The sequence below is a fragment of the Niallia sp. FSL K6-0212 genome (assembly GCF_038007605.1).
GTDB lineage: Bacteria > Bacillota > Bacilli > Bacillales > Cytobacillaceae > Niallia > Niallia circulans.
This window is the reverse complement of record NZ_JBBOXL010000001.1, coordinates 2812556-2834551: the sequence shown is the minus strand read 5'-3', so window position 1 is coordinate 2834551 and position 21996 is coordinate 2812556. Positions and strand designations below refer to the sequence as shown.

General features: G+C 35.7%; 25 protein-coding genes and 1 riboswitch. Of the genes, 4 read left to right on the top strand and 21 right to left on the bottom strand.

Annotated elements, in window-relative coordinates; all coding sequences use genetic code 11:
- Positions 1 to 67: 67 nt before the first annotated feature.
- Positions 68 to 592: an NADPH-dependent FMN reductase gene (locus tag MHH96_RS13375; protein ID WP_047941557.1), complete on the bottom strand. Its 525-nt coding sequence runs from the start codon at positions 590 to 592 to the stop codon at positions 68 to 70.
- A 54-nt stretch (positions 593 to 646) separates the two neighbouring features.
- Entirely contained in the window at positions 647 to 1264 is a 618-nt protein-coding gene (locus tag MHH96_RS13370; RefSeq protein WP_047941556.1) for a superoxide dismutase, read from the bottom strand.
- Positions 1265 to 1520: 256 nt separating this feature from the next.
- Here MHH96_RS13370 and MHH96_RS13365 point away from each other — a divergent pair, with 256 nt between their 5' ends.
- Positions 1521 to 2180: a helix-turn-helix transcriptional regulator gene (locus MHH96_RS13365; protein WP_047941555.1), complete on the top strand. Its 660-nt coding sequence runs from the start codon at positions 1521 to 1523 to the stop codon at positions 2178 to 2180.
- A gap of 92 nt (positions 2181 to 2272) precedes the next feature.
- On the opposite strand, the gene MHH96_RS13360 is transcribed toward MHH96_RS13365, so the two are convergent.
- The 3 genes from MHH96_RS13360 to MHH96_RS13350 all read right to left on the bottom strand — a co-directional run bounded on the left by MHH96_RS13360 (position 2273) and on the right by MHH96_RS13350 (position 3878).
- Complete coding sequence (locus MHH96_RS13360) at positions 2273 to 2518, bottom strand: DUF1450 domain-containing protein (RefSeq protein ID WP_047941554.1); 246 nt, start codon at positions 2516 to 2518, stop codon at positions 2273 to 2275.
- Between the two features lie 308 nt (positions 2519 to 2826).
- The gene (locus MHH96_RS13355; protein ID WP_061799638.1) at positions 2827 to 3030 is read right to left on the bottom strand and encodes a hypothetical protein; all 204 of its coding nucleotides are present in this window, start codon (positions 3028 to 3030) and stop codon (positions 2827 to 2829) included.
- A gap of 368 nt (positions 3031 to 3398) precedes the next feature.
- Positions 3399 to 3878, bottom strand: a complete 480-nt coding sequence (locus tag MHH96_RS13350; RefSeq protein WP_061799641.1) for a methylated-DNA--[protein]-cysteine S-methyltransferase — start codon at positions 3876 to 3878, stop codon at positions 3399 to 3401.
- 183 nt (positions 3879 to 4061) lie between these two features.
- On the opposite strand from MHH96_RS13350, the gene MHH96_RS13345 reads away from it, so the two are divergent.
- Positions 4062 to 5453 carry an L-cystine transporter gene (locus MHH96_RS13345; RefSeq protein ID WP_047941551.1) on the top strand — a complete coding sequence of 464 codons (1392 nt, stop codon included), beginning with the start codon at positions 4062 to 4064 and terminating at the stop codon, positions 5451 to 5453.
- A 41-nt stretch (positions 5454 to 5494) separates the two neighbouring features.
- Here the strand turns inward: MHH96_RS13345 and MHH96_RS13340 are convergent, their stop codons facing one another.
- From MHH96_RS13340 to MHH96_RS13310, 7 genes are all read right to left on the bottom strand, one after another.
- On the bottom strand, positions 5495 to 6193 hold the full coding sequence (locus MHH96_RS13340) for a hypothetical protein (protein WP_061799645.1): 699 nt from the start codon (positions 6191 to 6193) through the stop codon (positions 5495 to 5497).
- Entirely contained in the window at positions 6183 to 6671 is a 489-nt protein-coding gene (locus MHH96_RS13335; RefSeq protein ID WP_235844515.1) for an RNA polymerase sigma factor, read from the bottom strand. The genes MHH96_RS13340 and MHH96_RS13335 overlap by 11 nt, the downstream gene beginning before the upstream one ends.
- A gap of 152 nt (positions 6672 to 6823) precedes the next feature.
- Positions 6824 to 7387 (bottom strand): GTP cyclohydrolase I FolE, encoded by a 564-nt coding sequence (gene folE, locus MHH96_RS13330; RefSeq protein ID WP_047941547.1) that lies wholly within the window; start codon positions 7385 to 7387, stop codon positions 6824 to 6826.
- Between the two features lie 32 nt (positions 7388 to 7419).
- Positions 7420 to 8148 carry a 7-carboxy-7-deazaguanine synthase QueE gene (gene queE / locus MHH96_RS13325; protein ID WP_061799649.1) on the bottom strand — a complete coding sequence of 243 codons (729 nt, stop codon included), beginning with the start codon at positions 8146 to 8148 and terminating at the stop codon, positions 7420 to 7422.
- Complete coding sequence (gene queD, locus MHH96_RS13320; RefSeq protein WP_061799655.1) at positions 8141 to 8623, bottom strand: 6-carboxytetrahydropterin synthase QueD; 483 nt, start codon at positions 8621 to 8623, stop codon at positions 8141 to 8143. The genes queE and queD overlap by 8 nt, the downstream gene beginning before the upstream one ends.
- Before the next feature lie 4 nt (positions 8624 to 8627).
- Positions 8628 to 9287: a 7-cyano-7-deazaguanine synthase QueC gene (gene queC, locus MHH96_RS13315; RefSeq protein ID WP_047941543.1), complete on the bottom strand. Its 660-nt coding sequence runs from the start codon at positions 9285 to 9287 to the stop codon at positions 8628 to 8630.
- 53 nt (positions 9288 to 9340) lie between these two features.
- Positions 9341 to 9383: riboswitch (PreQ1 riboswitch) on the bottom strand.
- A gap of 106 nt (positions 9384 to 9489) precedes the next feature.
- Positions 9490 to 10371 (bottom strand): CPBP family intramembrane glutamic endopeptidase, encoded by an 882-nt coding sequence (locus tag MHH96_RS13310; protein ID WP_047941542.1) that lies wholly within the window; start codon positions 10369 to 10371, stop codon positions 9490 to 9492.
- A gap of 239 nt (positions 10372 to 10610) precedes the next feature.
- On the opposite strand from MHH96_RS13310, the gene MHH96_RS13305 reads away from it, so the two are divergent.
- The gene (locus tag MHH96_RS13305; protein ID WP_047941540.1) at positions 10611 to 10823 is read left to right on the top strand and encodes a helix-turn-helix transcriptional regulator; all 213 of its coding nucleotides are present in this window, start codon (positions 10611 to 10613) and stop codon (positions 10821 to 10823) included.
- A gap of 56 nt (positions 10824 to 10879) precedes the next feature.
- On the opposite strand, the gene MHH96_RS13300 is transcribed toward MHH96_RS13305, so the two are convergent.
- The 8 genes from MHH96_RS13300 to MHH96_RS13265 form a co-directional block, all read right to left on the bottom strand.
- Positions 10880 to 12430, bottom strand: a complete 1551-nt coding sequence (locus MHH96_RS13300) for a hydantoinase/oxoprolinase N-terminal domain-containing protein (RefSeq protein WP_047941539.1) — start codon at positions 12428 to 12430, stop codon at positions 10880 to 10882.
- 3 nt (positions 12431 to 12433) lie between these two features.
- On the bottom strand, positions 12434 to 13522 hold the full coding sequence (locus tag MHH96_RS13295; RefSeq protein WP_047941538.1) for a DUF917 domain-containing protein: 1089 nt from the start codon (positions 13520 to 13522) through the stop codon (positions 12434 to 12436).
- A gap of 20 nt (positions 13523 to 13542) precedes the next feature.
- Positions 13543 to 14817, bottom strand: a complete 1275-nt coding sequence (locus MHH96_RS13290; protein WP_341117548.1) for a cytosine permease — start codon at positions 14815 to 14817, stop codon at positions 13543 to 13545.
- A gap of 120 nt (positions 14818 to 14937) precedes the next feature.
- A complete protein-coding gene (locus MHH96_RS13285) occupies positions 14938 to 16539 on the bottom strand; it encodes a PucR family transcriptional regulator (RefSeq protein WP_047941536.1) in 1602 nt (533 codons plus the stop codon).
- A 37-nt stretch (positions 16540 to 16576) separates the two neighbouring features.
- Entirely contained in the window at positions 16577 to 17431 is an 855-nt protein-coding gene (locus MHH96_RS13280; RefSeq protein ID WP_053215632.1) for a GNAT family N-acetyltransferase, read from the bottom strand.
- A 180-nt stretch (positions 17432 to 17611) separates the two neighbouring features.
- The gene (locus MHH96_RS13275) at positions 17612 to 18310 is read right to left on the bottom strand and encodes an SDR family oxidoreductase (protein WP_047941534.1); all 699 of its coding nucleotides are present in this window, start codon (positions 18308 to 18310) and stop codon (positions 17612 to 17614) included.
- 44 nt (positions 18311 to 18354) lie between these two features.
- On the bottom strand, positions 18355 to 18729 hold the full coding sequence (locus MHH96_RS13270) for a hypothetical protein (RefSeq protein ID WP_047941533.1): 375 nt from the start codon (positions 18727 to 18729) through the stop codon (positions 18355 to 18357).
- 427 nt (positions 18730 to 19156) lie between these two features.
- Positions 19157 to 20596 carry an amidase family protein gene (locus MHH96_RS13265; protein WP_047941531.1) on the bottom strand — a complete coding sequence of 480 codons (1440 nt, stop codon included), beginning with the start codon at positions 20594 to 20596 and terminating at the stop codon, positions 19157 to 19159.
- Between the two features lie 124 nt (positions 20597 to 20720).
- On the opposite strand from MHH96_RS13265, the gene MHH96_RS13260 reads away from it, so the two are divergent.
- On the top strand, positions 20721 to 21203 hold the full coding sequence (locus MHH96_RS13260) for a GNAT family N-acetyltransferase (RefSeq protein WP_047941530.1): 483 nt from the start codon (positions 20721 to 20723) through the stop codon (positions 21201 to 21203).
- A gap of 24 nt (positions 21204 to 21227) precedes the next feature.
- On the opposite strand, the gene MHH96_RS13255 is transcribed toward MHH96_RS13260, so the two are convergent.
- Entirely contained in the window at positions 21228 to 21962 is a 735-nt protein-coding gene (locus MHH96_RS13255; RefSeq protein WP_047941529.1) for an MBL fold metallo-hydrolase, read from the bottom strand.
- Positions 21963 to 21996 lie beyond the last annotated feature (34 nt).

Sequence of the window (21996 nt, the reverse complement as noted above, 5' to 3'; positions counted from 1 at the left end):
ATAAGTAAAAAAGACAGACCTGCTACTTCGCAGAATCTGCCTTTTTAGGACATTTCTAAATGGATAACTAACGTTGTAAATAAATAATTTCCTCAGCCAGTTTAATCATTCGCTCTTTGACCTCTTTGTCGATAATTTCATTCTCCTCATCAAAATAGTCATTATGCACAAACACATTTTGCACGGTAATCAATGCTTTAAAATAGGTAAGAATCGGCTTTAATTGATGTTCCATTACAAGAAAATGTTTATCCGTACCACCTGTGATAACCATTCCCGCTACTTTCGTTTTAAATGCATCGACTGGTAGATGATCAAAGAGATTTTTTAATACCCCTGAAATAGAGGCTTGATATACTGGCGTTCCAATCACAAGAGCATCTGCACTCAAAATAGTATTGACCACTTTAATGGTATCATCATTATAATAACTTAATGGCGCTCCATTAACAAATTCGATCTCATACTCTCTTAAATCAACTAATTCTACTTGAATCGTTGGGTCAAGTGCCTTGGCAGCAACTAATACTTCATTTACTGCTTTAGCTGTTTTGGAACCAACTAATGATCCAGAAATCCCTACAAGCTTCATAGTATCCTCCAAGCTTAAAGATAAGCATGAACCACTTAATCTTTGTCTATCATATTAATTATTATTCGCAAATTTATCCGCAACTACACTCCAATTAATAATAGAGAAGAAATTGGAAATGTATTCAGGTCTTCTGTTTTGGTAATTTAAATAGTAAGCATGCTCCCATACATCCAATCCTAAAATAGCGCGTTCGCCATTCATAATTGGATTATCTTGGTTTGGTGTGCTTGTTACTTTTAAGCTGCCTACTTCGTCCACAACCAGCCAAGCCCAGCCAGACCCAAATCGAGTAGTAGCAGCAGCAGTAAATTGCTGCTTAAATTCATCGAAGCTTCCAAAAGCTTTATTAATTGCTTCTGCTAATTCACCAGAAGGTGTATTCACACCTGAAGCTGGTGCAATTACTTCCCAGAATAAGGAGTGGTTTAAGTGCCCGCCACCATTGTTTCTTACAGCAGTTCTGATTTGTTCTGGTACCTCATTCAGATTGCTTAATAACTCTTCTAAGGATTTTGCTTGTAATGCATCCTGACCTTCAAGAGCAGCATTTAAATTATTAACGTATGTCTGATGATGTTTTCCATAATGAATTTCCATCGTTTTCTGGTCAATATGTGGTTCTAAAGCATTAAATTCGTATGATAAAGCTGGTAATGAATATGTAGTCATTGGTATTTCCTCCATTTTTTGTTTTTTATACTTTTTGGTTTAAAAAGTATATTTAAACAATAAACCATCCATAATAAAAAAGCAATTACTTTATTCTAAATTGGTGGATGTTTTTTTTATTAACTAAGCTAATCTTATGCACTGACTCTTGTACAAGTAACTACTTTCAACATTTTATACTTTCTGGTATAATTAATTTCTATACCTTAAAATTATTTAGATTTTTTTCTCCAATGAAATAGAATGGAGGTTTAAAATGGTCCCAACACAAAAAACGACAAAAGATAAAATTCTGCATCTTCTTAAGAAAGAGGGCTCCTTAACGGTAAACGATTTTACCGATCGTCTAAAAATAACACATATGGCTGTGCGAAAGCACTTAACAATATTAGAAAAAGATAATTTAATCCAATCCGAATTTATCAAACAGCCAATGGGCCGACCTATTCAAAGCTTTACATTGGCGGAAAAAGCAGAACATTTTTTCCCAAAAAGTTATGAAGGAATCAGCATCGATTTATTACACGACATTAAAGAACTTTATGGAAAAGATTCAGTTCAGCAATTATTCAATAAACGGGAAGAACGTCTAACAAAAGAGTATATTTCACGTATGGATGACAAAGATCCTGCTGAAAAAATGCAAGAAATGATTACTATCCAAAATGAAAAAGGATATATGGCCGATTTAACAAAAGTGGACGACCATACTTTTGAAATAACGGAATATAATTGTCCTATCCTCGAGGTAGCGAAGGAGTTTAAAATAGCCTGTAGATGTGAGACAGAAATGCTCAAAAAAGTTCTCCATGCAAAGGATGTTACGAGAACATACTGCCGAACAGAAGGAGACAATCACTGTAAGTTTGTCGTAAAGTTTGTTTCCCAGCATGATTCCTCGTTCGTAGTATTGTAAGGCTTTTTCTTAGAAAAAACTTAAACTAATAGGAAAAGGGAAGTCATCAAGAAATTAATTCTTAAGACTTCCCTTTTCTAGTATTTCTTCTATTAAGCAAATACAGCTAATTCTGCTTCAATTTGTTTCATTATTAATTCAAGACATTCCTCAGTAGTTTTTGCAAAAATTCTTTTTCCGTTTACAATTGCATAAGGACGTTTTGCACACATTCCACAAAAGGAAAGACAGCTGCTTTCAATCACAGCTACTTCTGGATATTTAGATTCTAGTATTTCTTCTAAATTTATTGAAGTGATCAAACTTCCATCACAAATTTCTACAACTACAATCCCCATTTGCTCGTTCCTCCCTTTTATTTTACAAACAATATATATAAACGATTATTTTTATGGACCAAAGATATAAGGAAAAAACTAAATCACACTTTATAAAAGTTTTTTATACCATACAGTATAAAAAACAAGTATATACATTTAATCATTTTCTATATAAAAATGCAAGTAAAGAAGCTCTCCATAATTCTGATAGACTAAGAATAAAAATACTCCTTTACAGCTGTTATATTATGTATTAACAAGTTTTTTCATCAGCTGCCAAGGAGTATGTCACTACCAGTATGAATTTACAGGTGAATTTTTTCTATTTATCCCCTAAAAAATTTCTTGAACTTTTCCAACTCTTCCTTACTATACGTTTTTGTTTTATCAAAATAAGGATTATCTTCAAGCACATTTTTAGGATCTACATTTGTCTTAATCGATACACTTGTCTTATTTGAATCAGCTTCCATCATATTATCATTTATTTGGCCAAAATCAGACATATTCGCTCCCTTTTGTTCGTTCATCCAAATCACTCCTTTTTTTATAAGTTTTACAGAAAGCAGAAAATTATTCTCTTCCATTAACATCTATATTTTAGCGAACAAAAAAACATCTCGCTAAAAAGAAATAATATTCTGAAAAAAAGTTCATTACTTCACAATATTTGATTTTGAAATCGTTTTCATTTATAATGTAAATTAGGTTGGATAACATTAGTGGTTATCACTGTACACAGCGTAGGTGGAGCTGGTACTTCAATAGAGCTTTATTAGTTCTAAATGAGAAGCAGAAAAGTATCCGATTCAATAAGAATCGGATACTTTTCATTAACCTACAAAATAAACATTAGCTAAAGGAAAAGTCCCCCGTTTATGGATTATGTCTTGATTTATTATATGGTGTTAGTTTTCCATTTCTGCTCATGTCTAAGCAGCCATTCCTTCCGCCATAAACCACCGGCATAACCAGTCAGCGTTCCATTCGCTCCTATAATTCGATGACATGGAATGACAATGCATAGTTTATTTCTTCCATTCGCACTTCCCACTGCACGAACTGCTTTTTTGTTACCGATGCTGCTTGCAATATCCTTATATGATCCCGTTGCCGCATAGGGAATATGAGTTAAAGCATTCCATACCTGTCTTTGAAATGGAGTTCCACCCATTTCAATTGGAAAAGAAAAATTATGACTTTTCCCACTGAAGTAAGCATCTAGCTCCTTATAGCATGTAATTAAAACCTGAGGTGTCTGATCATCTATCTGGTTCTCTGGTGACTCTTTCTCTGAAAATAAGATAGAATAGATCGCCTTTTCTGTTCCAATTATCTCTATTACTCCAATTGGAGATTGATAATCTAGTGCAAACATCCTATCCCCCCGAAAAACTATTTTCTATTATTTTAACAGAACAGTATCATTTTGCTTCATAAAAAACATTTTTATTTTTTCAAAAATCATATTTACAAATGAGGAAAATAGTGTTAGTCTTTTAAAGAATTTACGCAATCCCTATTTAACCTATAGGAATTACAATAAAAGGAGGACATAGCATTGAACCTTTTTGCTATTTTAAACATTATTATATTACTTATTTTGCTTAGTGTTCTATTCTATATGCAAAAGAAACATATATCCTTCTCTAAACGCGTGTTTACCGCTTTAGGACTGGGTGTATTATTTGGAGCAATTTTACAATTATTTTTTGAGCCGACTTCAGAAGTAATCACGGTTACGAATGATTGGTTCGGTTTAGTTGGAAACGGATATGTAAAACTACTACAAATGATTGTTATGCCACTAGTCTTTATTTCTATTGTGGCTGCCTTCACAAAGTTAGAAAAATCAGCTAACCTTGGGAAAATTAGTGGTCTCGTAATCGGAACATTATTACTAACAACAGCTATAGCTGCAGGAATCGGAATCGCCTCTGCTGCAGGTTTTGACTTAAAAGCAATTGATGTAAATGCTGGAGATGCTGAAGTACTTCGCGGACAGCAACTAGAAGAATCTTTAGGGGAAGTCCAAAGCACAACTGTACCACAGAAAATTCTTAGCTTTTTACCAGCTAATCCATTTCAAGATTTAACTGGTGCTAGACCAACTTCTACTATTGCGGTAGTAATTTTTGCGGCATTCGTTGGAGTTGCATTCCTAGGGATTAGAAGAAAAAATCCAGAGCAAGCAGCTTTCTTCCAAAAAATTGTTGAATCATTACATACAATAGTGATGCGAATTGTAACATTAGTACTGCGATTAACTCCATATGGTATACTTGCGCTTATGGCAAAAACAGTTGCAGGAAGTAACCTTGATGCAATTGTGAAGCTAGGAAAATTTGTTATTGCGTCCTATGTTGCCTTAATTGCAATGTTTATTATTCATTTAATTATTCTTGCGATTATGGGACTCAGCCCAAAACAATATTTAAAAAAAGTTTGGCCTGTTCTTACTTTTGCATTCACATCACGTACAAGTGCAGGAACAATGCCATTAAATATTGAAGCACAGAAGAATAAATTAGGTGTACCTGAATCCATTGCTAACTTCTCTGCATCCTTCGGGGTTTCAATTGGCCAAAATGGTTGTGCTGGTATCTATCCTGCAATGCTTGCAGTCATGATTGCACCAACACAAGGAATTAATCCTTTATCCCCATCTTTCATTGCGACATTAATTATTGTCGTTATGATCAGTTCATTTGGAGTTGCTGGAGTGGGTGGAGGAGCAACATTCGCAACATTGATCGTTCTCTCTACTTTAAACTTACCAGTAGCATTGGCTGGGGTATTAATTTCTGTTGAACCATTAATTGATATGGGGCGCACTGCTCTAAACGTAAGTGGATCAATGGTGTCAGGTGTTGTAACAAGTAAAACACTTGGTGAATTAGATACAAAACAGTATCAGTCGAATGAAATAGATACTAGTGAGAATATGGCATAATAAAAAGGCAAAGCTCCTTCTAAGGTGCTTTGCTTTTTTATTTATTTCAACTCTAATTCATTAATAAGATCAAAATATTCAATCATCATCACTTCTATTTTATGTTCTTCATTTAAATTAGCTTGCCCAGTAATTGTTCCAACATTTGCTGTACTACTGCCTTTTTTCTTATATTCTATTTTTGCCGTAAAATTGTATATAATCTCATCAGAACTGGTCTTTTCATAATTAATATCCAATACTCTTAAAGTGTAATGATTTTTCGCAGGTTCATTCCATATTACGGACCCATATCTTGAAACGTATTCAACATACGCTCTATCACTTGCAAAATACTCTTTAAATAAATCCTCTTCATATTCGCTTAAGCCCTTTATTTCTCCCTCTTCTTCCGAACTCGTATCATTCATTATTTTTAACCAATTCTCATCAGGTCCTGTAAAGTTATTTGTTATAACAGCTTCAATTGTTTTTATATCTGCTGCTTCTTTCATTGAAATACCGTCACTTGGATTTTGTGCTGAATCTGAAGATATTAAACTTAAGCCAAGCGGAATTAATATAATGATAAACGCAGCTACAGCTATAACCGGAAAAAGTTTCGAAAAAATTCGTCTTTTCTTTCTTGTTACAGAAATCTGTGTCCATAATTCTTCTTTTAATCCTTTAGGTATATTAATGGAGTTATATTCCTTCTTTATCTGCTCCTTTAATCTTTCATTTTCTTGATTATTCTTCAAGCTTACTTTCACCTCCAGAGTGATACTGTCGATATATTTTCTGTTTCGCTCGGTATATCCTTGATTTAACTGTTCCTAATTTAAGGGAAAGTAGATTAGCAATTTCTTTTTCTGATAAACCATCCAAATATTTTAATATTAATATTTGTTTGTATTTTGGTCGTAAATCAGCTAAATAATATTCTATTTCATCTCTCTCATCATTAAATTCATTCGTAGTTGAAATATAGTTTTCTTCTTCAAACATATGTGTTGATTGTCTATTGTTTTTATTATATATATCAATAGCAGTTCTTGTAGCAATAGTAGTTATCCAAGCACTTAACTTTGAATGATCATTTATTTTCCCTAAATTTTTAAATACTTTTATAAAGGTATCATGTGTTGCATCTTTCGCTAGTTCCTCATTTTTCAGGATGTAAAAAGTTGCTTTATATACCTTTTCAAAAAAGTATTCATATATTTCCTTCTCATTCATTTTCGTAATATTAACCACCTCCCTTTATACTTTAAGACCAGTTTATCAACCAAAAAGTTCCCCTTTTCTTATAAAAAATGTAAGTTAATTTAAATAAATTCCAATAAAAAAATCCTGCTCTCACAGGATTTTTAATAAATACTAGCTTTATCTTATTTAATCAACGCAAATACTTCTGCGCGTTTATCACTGTCAGTCTGAAAAACACCTCGTACAGCTGATGTAACTGTTTTAGCACCAGGCTTTTTCACTCCACGCATGGTCATACACATATGCTCTGCCTCTACCACGACCATTACTCCATGGGGCTCAAGTGTTTCCATCATAGTATCTGCCACAGTGGACGTTATTCGTTCCTGAAGCTGAGGACGTTTTGAAACAGCTTCTATTGCTCGAGCAAGCTTACTTAACCCAGCCACTCTTCCGCCTTTCGGGATATAAGCAACATGCGCCTTCCCGTAAAAAGGGACTAAGTGATGCTCGCACATGGAGTAAAAAGGAATATCCTTTACTAATACCAATTCTTCATGGTCTTCATGAAAAATCGTTTCAAAATACTCTTTTGGATCGATGGTAAGACCAGAAAAAACCTCTTCATACATTTTCGCTACCCGTTTTGGAGTATCCAATAATCCTTCTCTATTTGGATCTTCTCCAACTGCTTCTAATAGTAAGCGAATAGCCTCCTCTATTTGAGGAGTATTAATTTTACTCATTCTAAAATCCTCCTAAAATCCTTCCCGACTATCTACACTCCACGCTTATTTCCCCAAATATACGTATGTAGCTGTGGAAGTACCTTCACATTTTTGAATTGATGATCAAGCATGGTTTTATCAATCAACCACTCATACTTCGCCAATAAATGTTCGACTAATTTAGTATCATCAGTCGTTTTATTATCTTCATTCCCAACTTGTAAGAAAAAAGGAATATCAGGATAACGCAAATGCACTTTTTTGGCATAGTTGTAATCTTCATCAGAAAATACAACAACTTTTAAGCTAATATGAGTACTTCGATTAGCATTTCTTAATCTTTGCACAATCGAATCCAACATGTCAAAATCCGTATTCATTTTAGAACTTGGCGGCTTAGGAGAAATAGTAAGTTCATCAATATCTATAAACCAATCTTGCCATTTGCTCCCTTGTGTCTCAAGCCCAATCTTTATTTCCTTTTCCTTTAATAAATTTACCAGAAAGGAAAGATTTTTCAAGAGGGCCGGATTTCCTCCTGAAAGGGTGACAAAAGAAAATCCGTCTCCACCTAGTCGAACTAGTTCCTCCCATATTTCCTCTGCTTGCATTTGCTTAATCAGCTCTTTTCCGCTGCCATCCCAAGTAAAGGCAGAATCACACCAAGCGCAGGAATAATCACAGCCAGCTGTTCTGACAAACATCGTTTTTTGGCCAATGACCATTCCTTCTCCTTGTATCGTTGGTCCAAAAATCTCCATGACAGGTACTTTACTCACTCTCCATCCACTCCCTTCTCATTTCTGCATAACTAGTAGGAGTTTCATAGAGACGAACAAATTCTACTCTCGCCCCATTATCTGCTTGCTTTATCTCATCTTTATTCAAAGCCTCTTCCATTTTTTCAAAGATCCAATATACTATATTCTCTGCTGTTGTATTCATTGGTGGAAGAGTTTCATTCAAGTAGCGATGATCTAAGTAAATTTCAATCTCGGTTTTCCATATTTTTTTAATGTCACCAAAGTCTATCATTAATCCTCGGTTATCTAAATATCCACTAATTCCGAAAACTACCTTGTATGTATGTCCATGAAGATTCATACATTTTCCTTCATAAGCATGCAGGTGATGTGCTGCATCAAAGGTAAACTCTTTACTAACCATAACACGTTTGCAATGATATTTTAATTGCTTAGAGGAAATATCTTCCCCAAATTTTTGCAGTCTATCTACTATTCGAAAGTCATGCATTCTCTTATAACCCCTTTCGAACAGCGAGATAATCATTTAATCCCTTTTTACGCAGCTTACAAGCAGGACATTCTCCACAGCCATCTGCCACAATTCCGTTGTAGCATGTTAATGTTTTTTCACGAACAAAGTCAAAGGCACCTAACTCATCCGCAAGGCCCCATGTTTCTTCCTTATTTAACCACATAAGTGGAGTATGAATGACAAATTGGTTATCCATGGAAAGATTTAACGTTACATTCAATGATTTAACAAAGATATCGCGACAGTCTGGATAGCCGCTAAAATCTGTCTCACACACACCTGTTACAATATGTTTTGCTTGTATTTGACTTGCTAATACACCAGCAAACGACATAAACAATAAATTTCGTCCTGGAACAAATGTGGAAGGCAGCTCTCCTTCCTTGCCATCTTCGACTGCAATATCGTCTCTTGTTAAGGCATTTGGCGCCAGCTGATTTAGCAGAGACATATCAAGAATATGGTGTTTAATGCCAAGCTCTTCGGTGATTTTCTGTGCACATTCAATCTCTGTAATATGTCTTTGATTATAGTCAAACGTTACAGCTACTACTTCTTTGAAATTTTTTATAGCCCAAAATAAACAAGTAGTGCTATCTTGACCCCCACTAAATACAACAACCGCTTTTTCGTTTTTCATTTCGCAAATCTCCTTCATATCGAAAAAACAGCACTACTAAGAAAGTAGTACTGTTTTTCTTAGTTTTTTAAAGAGGGTAGCTAGAACCTCCACCGTCGAAACGGATTTTATTATGCTATTATGCAGCTCGATTTATTATAACGCATATTCCTCTATTATTCTATGACAATATTGATTAAAATCTAGACAAAGTATATTAAAATTATCTTTTCATAGTAAATAGTTTGGTAACAATAAACCCAATAATGATCATAATTGTTGCTAGAAAACCACCTTCTAACCCAAAAGAACCACCTGTTAGCCAATCATTTCCCACAGAAACATCTATTCCGTATAGCCCGTAGGGAGTGGTACCACTAACTGGAAAACCAAACACATTTCCTTGGAAATAATTCCACGTTATATGATAACCAATTGGCATCCATAGGCTTTTCGTCTTATCATACATATAAGCAAATAAAAGTCCTACAAGAAAAATATTGATAATTCCAAGAGCCGCTACATTTGGATTTAATAAATGAGCTATCCCAAAAATTAATGATGAAACGATATATACTACCAATTTTGAATTTCCATTATCGGTAAGTGTAGACATAATATAACCTCTGAAGGTCAATTCTTCAGAAAAACCGACTAAAATAAAAAACAGTAGATACAAAATGGTATAGGTTGAAAAATCCGGTGAACCAAGTGAATTAGCCATCTCTATATTTTGGGTGAATAATAGAATAAAAAAGATAATGACGATAGACAATGCGCCAAGTCCTAACCCAATAATAAAATCTGGAGAAAGCCTTTTAAATCCCATTTCTGAAATTCTCTTCTTATTAACAAACTTCCATAAAAGACATAATACTGCAATACCGCCAATTAATCCTAACCCCTGTGCCAAAAGCGAGAGCGGTGAACCGTCTAATACTTGATCAATCATCTCATCAGAAAGATTAGGGTGAATTTGTGATTCAATTATGATAGCAATAATCATACCTGGCGCTGATAGCAGCAATTGTGCTATCGTAGTAGCCAATAAGGCCAACAAAATAATCCATCCAGATCTTACCTTGCCCAACTTATTTTTGAACATATTCCCCTCCACTTTTTACCATACTTAATTTAAAAATTCTCCTTCTCATTATATCTATTTCTTTTTGGAAAATATATGCTTTTATTCGTTAGGATAAATAGAAAATGAATCTCTAAAAAAATCAGACCATTTTTTATGATTCTTACTATATCTTCATTTAATCGAAATGATTAGTTCGTTAAAATTTTGGGTATTGAATAATTACTCGATAATATACTATAAAGATTGGGACGATTTTTATGATTCAATTTAAAAATGATATGGAGTTTAGAAAGTTTTTAGAAGAAGAATTAGTTTCTACCTCTCAGGTTACCGAGTTATTAGGGTGTACACGGCAATATATCCATGACTGTGTAAAAAAGGGGATTCTAGAACCGCTTAATGTTGGCAATAAAGAAAGAATCTATTTAAAATCTGATATCATGGCACATATAAACAGAAAGAGAAAATGAGGCAATCATTTTCTCTTTCTTTATTCTGAGTGTCCAATTGTTTTAATCAGCTAGCTTTACGTTAGTTCTCCTACTACCTTTACTCTTAGTCTTGTCGCATTTCCTGGATGATATGCTAACGGAATTTCTTCTATTTCTACAAGTTCAATTGTTTCCACTTTTGCACCAGCTAATATTGCTTGCTGTTTCGCTCTTTCTTCCGCATCTTTTCGCGCCTCATCACGAGGAGTTTGTGAATAGATATATATTTGCTCATATTGTCCGCTGATTTGCGAAATAGATGCGCCTATTGCATTGGCAACCGCACCATTCTCATTATGAATGATCTCTTTTACCCCTTTTAACTGTCTTGGGATAATGATGCTGCCGCCTCCTACTAAAACAACCGTGGCATCATTATTACTTGTTTTCATTTTATCAATTGCTTCTTCCGTCATTGCTGCTATTTTCGCGTATGCTTGTTGAGCGAATTCTTCATCAATATGTTTCACTAATTCTGGATTTCCTATCTCTGCAACTCCTAAGCGTACTGCAATGTCCGTTGTTGTGAGTGTTCCCCCCCCGAAGACAAGTGCTTCTTCAGTAATTCGGTAACCTACGCTGTCTGGTCCAATCGTTACTTCATTATTCACGTTTCGGACAATACTTCCCCCGCCTAATCCAATGGATACAATATCCGGCATACGGAAATTTGTTCGGACTCCGCCCACATCTACTGCAAGCGCAGACTCACGCGGAAATCCGGCTGTTAAGACACCAATATCCGATGTCGTTCCACCTACATCTAATACCATCGCATCTTTAATCCCAGCTAAGTAAGATGCCCCACGAATACTATTAGTTGGTCCACATGCAATCGTTAAAATGGGGAATTTTCGAGCATACTCTATCGACATCAATGTTCCATCATTTTGGCAGAGAAATACTTGCGCATCTGTTATTCCTTCTTCTCTTAATGCATTTTCAAAGCCATTGCTTGTTGCTGCAATAACCTTAAATAAAGCACTATTTAATATCGTTGCATTTTCCCTTTCAATTAATCCAACAGAACCAATTAAGGAAGAACAAGATACTGGGGTTTTTTCTCCCATCACTTCTGCCACTAAATCGGCTACTCGAAGTTCTTGATCGTTTTTCAAGGAAGAAAAAACACCAACAACTGCTATCGCTTCTACTTTTCCTTTCCATTCCTTTAAAATGGAGCGTATTTCTTCCTCTGAAAAGCTAGACAGTACTTGTCCATCATACTCATACCCGCCTCCGGCTAAACGATACTCTCCCGTTAAGGCAGAGACCATTTCCTTTGGCCAAGCAGTATAAGGAAGGACAGAGGCCGTTGCTGGATACCCCAGTCGAATCACACCTACTTTAGCCAGTTTTTTTCTTTCCACAATAGCATTTGTACACTGAGTAGTTCCTAACATCGCATGGGTTACTTTTTTTCTATCAATCCCTGCTTCTTCTAATACTCTTTTTAAGGAAGAGACAATCCCTGACTCGATATCTTCACTTGTAGGCATTTTTACTTGATGAATTAAATTTAAACCTTCATCAAGTATAATAGCATCTGTATTTGTTCCCCCAACATCAATTCCTACTTTATACATATATCACACTTCCTTTCTCACAAGATCCTCTAATGGTGTATAGGAAATATCGTAACCAAAATACTTTGGTCCTACTGTTTCAATCCCTTTCTCTGTTCTCCACTGGGGATCAGAAGGCAATGCCAGCAGCCTCACTCTTTTTCCATATTTCAGCGCTTCTGTCGTAACTGGATTTAATGTTTCTAAATCTACTAAACAAATGAGGTCAGGAGTCATAGCTAATGGTTTACCATTTTTTTGGGCTACTAAATTTTCATTTTGGAAAAATACTTGTACTTCTTCTCCGGTAAATTGCTCCAATCCATCTAATGTTACACAGCCCCTATTAAACCCTCCCATTGTGTTTCGTTCAACATCTATAATTTTCCCATCAAACAAATGATATCCACTAGTAGTATCTAAGAGTTCGTGTAGTTTGGTTAATTCATCCTTTGTATTGGAGCGGATAATTTGTCCAATTTTTTCAGATAAGGTAATAATATTTTTCACACTATATTTTTTCAACTGCTCCCCTGTACATGGATAAATACTAACTAATGAACTTGCACCCATTTCAACGGTAGCTACTCTAGCAATCCGTTCTGTCCATTTATTATCAATTGTCTCCATAATACCAATATTTCCTTTTTCATCTGTTATAGCCATCGGTGTAGAAGAAACGCCATTTAGATGGAAGGTTACCATTTGTAGTTCTGGAAATGCCCGTCCCATTCCATCACAATCAATGAGCGGCAATCCTAACTGGGCAGCAACTACAATAGGAATCATGGAATTGACTCCCCCTGCTTCCATGGGAAATGTTCCCTTTACTTCTTTATTTAAATATTGACCTAGTTTTTTAAATACACGTACGAATTCATCACCTTTTGGAAATTTCTCTATCAACACAGATGGAGCCCCCATCATTGCCGCTGGGATAAAAAAATCATCATTTTCTACTTCTTCGGGTGACAAAAGTTGAACGGGACCATTTTCTTTTATCGCTGAAAGAGCCATCATTTTTCCTATGTAAGGATCCCCTCCACCCCCTGTACCTAGAAATGCTGCTCCAACTGCTATATTTTCAATCGCTTCTTCATCTAAATATCGCATGTGATTCCCTCCAGTTGTGATTATTGATTAATAGATACTTGTTTTTGAACGATAATATTTCTGGCTACTAGATAACATACAAAGGAAATAACCATTCCAATCAATGGCTGATTTGGCAGCTGTGGTAAGCTTGGAAAAAAAGAGAAGATAACAGGAATGCCTGCAATCGCTGCCCCAACAAGCCAAGAGATTACTCCTAAGAAATTTATTCCTTCTTTACTAGCCCATTTTGATTTGTCCCCTTTTTGAATAACCCAATAAGAAGCAATCATTACCCCTGCGACAGGAGGAATCATGGCAGAAAGCACGGACATAATCGGAACAAAATAATCTAAAATTCCAACCACAGCAAGAAGTGTGCCTACACCACCTGCAATCGCAACTGCTATCCGTTCTTTTTCTTTTGAAATATTAAATACATTGATAATGGCAATTCCACCAGAAAAGGCATTTACTGCATTCGTAGTCCAGGTTGCTAAGATAAGAGCAATAATTCCCAAAACAGGTAGTCCTAGTTCTGTAAATACACTTGTAATATCAGCAGTTCCAGCAGTAAGGGTCAATATAGCACCAACAGTGATCATTAAGACTCCAGAAGGCAATATCCCAATAAATGCAGCTTTGCCAACATCTTTACGTGATTTCGCATATTGAGAATAATCCCCTGCAATAACTGCACCTAACGCAAATGAACCAATCGTAATAGAAAGTCCAGATAAAAAGGACATGGATCCAGCCGGCATATAATTTTTTATTTGTGCAACACCGTCACCCATTAAAGAAACCGCAACTGCATAGACACAGACTGCAAGCAAAATGGGAACTGCAACGTAATTTAGAATATTCAGTATTTTGATCCCGTAAATGGCTGATAACAGCATAATGATGCCCCATATGAGGGAAGAAAGCGGTACTGGCAGGTTAATCCCATATACGCTTAAAAATTGGGAAAATGCTGTCCCACACACATTTGCTTGTATTCCGAACCAGCCCAGACATGCAACAGCTAATATAATCGAAATTATTTTCTTTGAGCCTTGTTCTCCAAAAACTTGCGAAGCGACACTAACGGTCGGCTTGTGTATATCACTGCTTTGTATTCCTTGAAAGATCATTAAAACAACAATAATTCCATACCCTATTAACCCGACAAGGACAGCTTCCCATAAAGGCATACCACTAACTAGTGTACCGCCTATTAATAAACTAGGTATACAAATCATCGAGCCCGTCCATAGAAAAGCTAGACTCTGCCATGATTGTGCCTCCTGATTTCCGTCTCTGTTATCACTCATTTTCACGCCTCCTTTATGTAATTAAAACTTATTATATCGATAACGAAACTATATGTATTTAGCTGAACCGAAAAATAAAAAGAGCATTCTTTGTTTAATTGAACAAAAATGCTCTTTTTTCTATTGCTCTTTTATTTGTGCTAACATTCGATAAACAGCGACAGCTTTGTATAACTGAAAAACTTCTGGTGATTTCGTAACAGGATATTTGAGAATTTCGGTTATCCTTTGAATTCGATATTTTATCGTATTTTTATGTAAGTAAAGAATATCAGCTGTTTCCTGAAAACGATTACTACCTTCTAATAAATATACCGTAAGTGTACTTAAGAGCTCTTCTGCTTGGTTGCCATGTTCTCTTATAGGCGAAATAGGCTGCAATATTTTCTCAATTGCCAATTCTCCGCTATTAATAATCTGAAAACACTCTAAAGAAAAATTCATTTCTTGCAGGGTAAATATTTTTTTATACGGATAAATAATTTTCGCTATCCGTAAATACTCATTACAGTTCGTATATGCTTGCTGAACCTCTGTTGTATTGTTCATATTTTGACAAATAGTTATCGTAAAGTTCTGTTCCTTTTCATCCAACAAAGCTAACAATCGATTTGCTGACTGAAAGGGATCTTCTTGAATAATAGAATCATCTACTAGGATAATAAGAAAACCATTATAAAAATCAACCAATGAAACATGATAATTCTGTCTGACGTATTCTTTCACTTTCTTCAGCAGTTGCTCTTCCTCCATATTGTTCGTTTCCACAATCCACATCATATGTATAGCTGTGACATCAATATTTAATATATTGGCCAGACGTCGCATCTTTACACTTTCATCGTTCATAATCGCCTTCATTAGCTCTGCTGTACTTATTTCATCGTAGTGTTTTCCCCATAAATTAATAAATACTTGCACGACTTCTGCTAGTTGAACAGCTGTATCAAGAACTAAAGGATCCTTTTCCTTCAAAATATATAAATTTAAAAAAGGGATTCCTTCTTGGGCAATTACTTTTTTTGATATATATAAAGGCTGGTCGCCATTTCTTTTCACCAAAACTTGGTCAACAGACAATTCTTTATATTGCTCAACTGTTTCAAAGATATTCATTGTACTTGTTCTTGGCCATGTGACTGCATGGATGACCTGGTTATTTTTATTGGCTAATACAAGAGAAGAACGAGTACGGTCAGCCAGTATTTTTAAGACAGTGTCCATATTTCTTTGTGGAAGTGGTACTCCAGATATTTGCTCAACCATCTCACTTACAAAGCTAGGGGAAGCCATCTCATTCTTTACAATCGCTTCAATGACTTCATATATAACTTCACTATAACGCAAAGACATTTGCTTTTCAGGCATAACAATTAATGTAAAACCGAGTGTATCTGCTAATTCGATAACTTTCTCATCAATTTTCGGGAGAAAAACACCGACATAATATAAGATTAAGCCAATTTCCCCTACTTTATGCAAATGCTCAATTGTTCTGCATTGTGCCTCAACATCATCTTTAATCATGATCAAGGCAGAAATAACAATTTCACTTCCATAAAACTCATCATTATTAAACAAATCTTCCTTCAGAGAAGCTACATCCGTATATTCTAAAACCGAAATAGAGGAAACTAGCTTTGTTAGTCCCTCTTTCCCTGCAACTACTTTTGCCTCACGCAGGGAAGGGAGCTTTAATAATTCTTCTAGCTTTATACTCATCCAAAAACCTCTTTCTTATTTGGCAAATCTAAATCCTTTATCCATAAGACTGGGCTGCAATCGCATAAAGACTGCCATTTCTCTCAGGAAACGCTTCGCTATTTTTAACCATTACCGGAGGACGATCATTTTCTTGAAAATCTAATTCTACGAGTGCTTTTATTATCTCTTTTTTCCCTTCTACTACGTCCATTCTTATCATCCCCCTATTGTTAGAGATGATTGTTTGTATAAGAAGCATAGCCTGTTCATCATTTTGAGCAACAACTGGACCTATTACGAGATTAGCAGGCTTTTTTACCGCAGCAGCGTAGCCGACAATCAAATTACTTTTCTTTATCACTATTACTTCTTTTGCCTGCTCAAGTCTATTCTTTAGAAGCAGGTCTCTCTCACAGCCAAATGCCTCTTTGTCCAATTTGAGCATTTCTTTAAAATCTTTTGACTGATATGGGCTTATCGTATAACCATTTAGCGATTGTCTGCACTGCTGCCCTTCTCCAAGTAGTTTTGTCACATGACTATAATCATTAAATCCCAATTTTTCATAGACTGGTCTTCCTTCTCGTGTGGCAATTAACATAAGGGCAGAATCTTTTGAAACCTGATTCATACATGTAACTAATAACTCCTTGGCTAAACCAATTCCTCTATAATCTGGATGAACAATAACCATACCGATAGATGCCAAATTGCTTCCATATGGAATAATTGCAGCACAGGATATCACAGTACGTTTATCATTAACATGCCCAAAGACCGTCCCCGAAGCAAGTAAGGTGCGGATTTCTTGCTTATCATAATCCCAGCCGACAATAGTCGCTAGAGAAAGCAGTTCTTCCATATGTATTTGATTTAAAAGCTGCATTGTTACGATTCTTTCCTTGTTCATCAGATTCTCCTTCCAAAACAAATCAACAGAATATTATAAATAATATTTCTATTATAATGGGAATCTACAAAAAGTGGGGATTTTTCTTTTATCATTTCGTTTAAAAGAGTTTCCATTCATAAAAAAATCAGAAATAGCTTTGCATCGTGCCGCCCATTTCTGATACTATCTATATATTATTTAGATTTTCATTTCCCGTCCTTTAAAATCAATAAAACCTAATTCACTCGTTCCGACGATTTTCCCTTCTAAAATATCTAATATCCCATTTGCCGACTCGTCTGGATAGCCTGTTGCATCTTCCCCACCCATATCCGTTTTGATCCAGCCAGGATGAATAGCATATACCGTAATATTCTTTTCATTTACATATCTTGATAATTGAACACTAAACATATTCAGTGCCGCTTTGGAAATACCGTACGGAAAATCTCCTCCATAGGCGTTTTGGATACTTCCTGCTTCGGAAGAAATATTAATAATAGCTTTATCCTCGCCTTTATATATAAGCGGAAGAAAATGCTTCACTACTCTCATTGGTCCTAATACATTGACGTCCATCGTAAATTGGACATGCTCGAAATCTAATTCTTCGATCTTTTTCCCTCGTTCTGTTAACACTCCTGCATTATTAATAATCCCATCAATGGCTCCAACATCCTTGGCAGCAAGTTCAGCCGCTTTGATAATTGATTTTTCCTGAGTGACATCAAGGTAATATGTATGTAAATGATCTGGATATTTTGCTTTCAAGAGATTAATAGGAGAAGTTTCTTGAACCGTTCGAACTCCGGCAAGCACAGTATGTCCCCTTTTCAAAGCAGTTTTAGCTAGATGAATTCCCAAGCCTCGATTTGCCCCGGTAATTAAAATTTTCACTTTTTATCCACTTCCATTCCAATTGAATGTAGTTTTATTGACATTTACCCTTTTTCTGGCTGTATCTCTGTATGAAGTGCTTTAAAAAAATGTTGAATATGTTTATAGCTTGAGCCGAAATCACCCAAAGTTCCTTCCTTTGAGCAATAAACATCCACAGCTGATTGCATTCCTGCTAATTTGTAAACAGTCACAATCATTAAGCTTGAGCCTTTGCTGAGTACGATTTCTCCTCTCTCCATATCTACTTTTTTCAGATCCCAATTTGTCAGTTTTCTTTCGACTACATTCTTAATCGTTTCCATTAAGCGATCGCGGCTTTTTTTATAATAACGAGTCTTCAATTCAGGAACCTTAGGCTGTTCCTTTGTTTCTTCAAAACTTTTAAAAATACCAACTAGTACACGTGATAAAGTCAATTGCTTTTCCTCCTTAAAAACATGAAATCCTCTTATTTTGTTAACCGTTTGTTAGTACTCATCTTCTACTAACAGCCGTTTTTCCCTACTTCTTTTTGGTTATATGATTCGAATGTAAGAGCTTTCTTTTTGTTTTTATTATAGCTTATATACGAAAATCAATCTAGGACAAACTATTTAGATAGCTAGTAAACTATAATCATTTCTATTAATATATTATCCTGCCAATTAGCTTATGCCTAAACGGAGCGTGACTAAATGAAGAAGATGAGGAAGTCTAGTCTCATGTAGCTATTTAGTGAAAACCTGCTTCTTCTACTTTGATTTTTAATAAGGAATTTTTCAAAAAATGAATAGACGGAGTTTAATGCCATCACTTTCTCTGCCTATTCTCTTTTTTAATATATCCTTCTTTCTCCGGCCTTTTCTATGCTAAAGCTGGCGGGACACGATGCTTTGTTGCTTGTTCGTAGCTATAGGCCATTTCAATCAGGCTCGGTTCACTATAAGCTATTCCAGTAAAGGTTAATCCCATCGGCTTTCCTTTCGGAGTATAACCAGCTGGTACAGTAATCGATGGATAGCCTGCTTTTGCCGGCAGCTCACAGCCTACATATTTCGCGAATACTAAACCATCTAATTCATATTTTTCTATCGCTGCATCTATTCCTTCCAAAGCGGATAATCGAATATCTGTATCCCGATGTTCCTTATAGGTAGGGTCTTTTAAATCTCCATTTAACGTTTCGCAGTATTCCAAAATAGTCTGGCCATATTTTACAACATCTAAATGATTTTTATTAAACTCAATTACTTCCTTTAATGAATGGACAGGAACTTCTTCTGCACATTTACGCAGGTAATTATCTATCCCATATTTAAACTCATGATAAAGAACAATGGAGTCAAATTTTTCACGGTGGATCGTCATATCTATTAAAATAGCACCTTGCTGTGTTAATTCTTCTAACCCTTTATTAAATAATGCAACTTCTTCTTCCTCTCTTGGTAAGAAGGAACGATCAACTCCAATTCTTTTTCCTTTCAGACCATCTGCTTTTAAAAATGCAGTATAATCCCTAGGCTGACCAATACTTGTTAATGTCACCTCGTCTCTTTCATCCACTCCTGCCATTATTCCAAGTAAGATAGCGGCATCTTGAACCGTTCTAGTCATCGGCCCTGCCGTATCCTGGCTATGCGCCAGCGGAATAATTCCGGTCCGGCTAATGAGACCTAACGTTGGTTTAATACCAACAAGGGAATTGTTGCTAGCAGGACTAAGAATCGAACCAGATGTTTCTGTCCCTATTCCTACCACAGCAAAATTGGCAGCAATGCTTGCTCCAGTGCCAGAGCTTGAACCACCAACATCCCATACTCCTGGCCCATACGGGTTCATTACCTGGCCGCCTAATGAGCTATAACCATTTGGCATATTTAATTCCGTAATGAAATTGGCAAATTCGGATAAATTAGCTTTGCCTATAATAATCGCTCCTGCTTCGCGCAGCTTTTTTACAATAAAGGCATCCTCACTGGCAAAATTATTTGCTAAAGCAATCGAGCCAGCCGTTGTGGCCATCGCATCCTTTGTATCAATATTATCCTTAATGATGACTGGAATACCGTAAAGGGGGCCAATTTGATCCACTTCTTGTCTTTTTTTATCTAGCTCAGCAGCAATTGCTAATGCATCTGGATTAATTTCTCTAATGGAGCATAATGTCGAATCAAATGTCTTGATTCGTTCTATATATTGTTTTGTTAGCTCCCATGAAGTAATCTGCCCCGAATCCAGAGCCTTTTGTACTTCAAAAATAGTTGTTTCTTCTATATGAAATAGATTTTGATTTTCTTTTTCCATTTGTCTGATGCCCCCTTCTTATTTTCTTAAGTATAGCCTGTTCAACTAGACGAGAGGAAGAATAATTTCTCATTTATCAAAATATTTCTATATGTTATGATTAAAAAAAGAGAGGTTTTTCTTTATGTATTCATTTCAACTTATTACCCAAGAGCAAGCAGAGGAAATTGCTTTTAACTGGCATTATGATGGAAAGTATGCGTTTTATAATATGGAAGCGGATGAAGAGGATTTAACAGAATTTCTTGATAGGGATAAAAGAGCTGACTCTGTTTATGCTGTTACAGAAAACAATCGACTCATTGGCTTTTTTAGTATCCATCATGAAGAAAACGACACCATTGATATAGGCCTTGGTTTAAGGCCAGACCTAACAGGACAAGGGCTTGGCTATACCTTCTTAGCTACTGGAATCACTTATATAAAGGAACGCTTTTCTCCAGCTTTTATCACCTTGGCTGTTGCCGTCTTTAATGATCGAGCCATAAAATTATACAAAAAGGCAGGCTTTAAAGAGGAAGCTACATTCCTTCAGTATACTAATGGTGGAGAATATGAATTTGTAAAAATGATATATCCGTGCAAAAAAAGTGTTGATTTCAATTAAATGAAACCAACACTTTTTTTACTGCTATTTAAAATCTATTTCCATGCCTGGATATACCAACTGAACGGGACCACTATAAATTTCTTTTGCTTCTTCCACCAGTTTTTCCTGTTCTCCATAATGGGGAAGATGGGTTAATAAAAGCTGCTTTACACCGGCAAGTTCCGCTAACTTTCCAGCTTCTTCACCAGTTAAATGTCCTCTTACCACGCCGAACTGTTCTTTATATATACTTGCTTCACTTATTAAGAGATCCGCATTTTTCGCAAAAACAACTAACTCATCCTTCCACTCTGTATCTGCAGTGTAAAGAATGGTTTTGCCATTTGCTTGGATCTTCATTGCCAAACAGTAGGCAGGATGAATCGTTTCACAAAAAGAAATAGTAAACGGTCCAATATTAGATGTTTTTCCTACAGAAATTTCTCGCCCTTCTGTATAAATATCGTTGGTTAATTCCTCAAACTTGCTATCCTGTTTATGTCCATAAATTGGGAAAGCTGCTGCGCGATTTCCAAGTATAGATTCCACTAACATAGCATATTGCAGCACGCCTACATCTGCGATATGATCATGATGATAATGGGAAAGAATGCACGCATCTAAATCTTTTAAATCCACATAGGATTGCATCTTTGCTAGCACGCCGCTCCCACAATCGACCAATAAATGAAATCCAGCGGACTCCATTAAGAAGGAAGAAGTCGGACTTTCTTTCCCAGGATAACCTCCATATTTTCCTAAAAAGGTAATTTTCATCACACTATTCTCCTTTAAACAATCTATATCTATT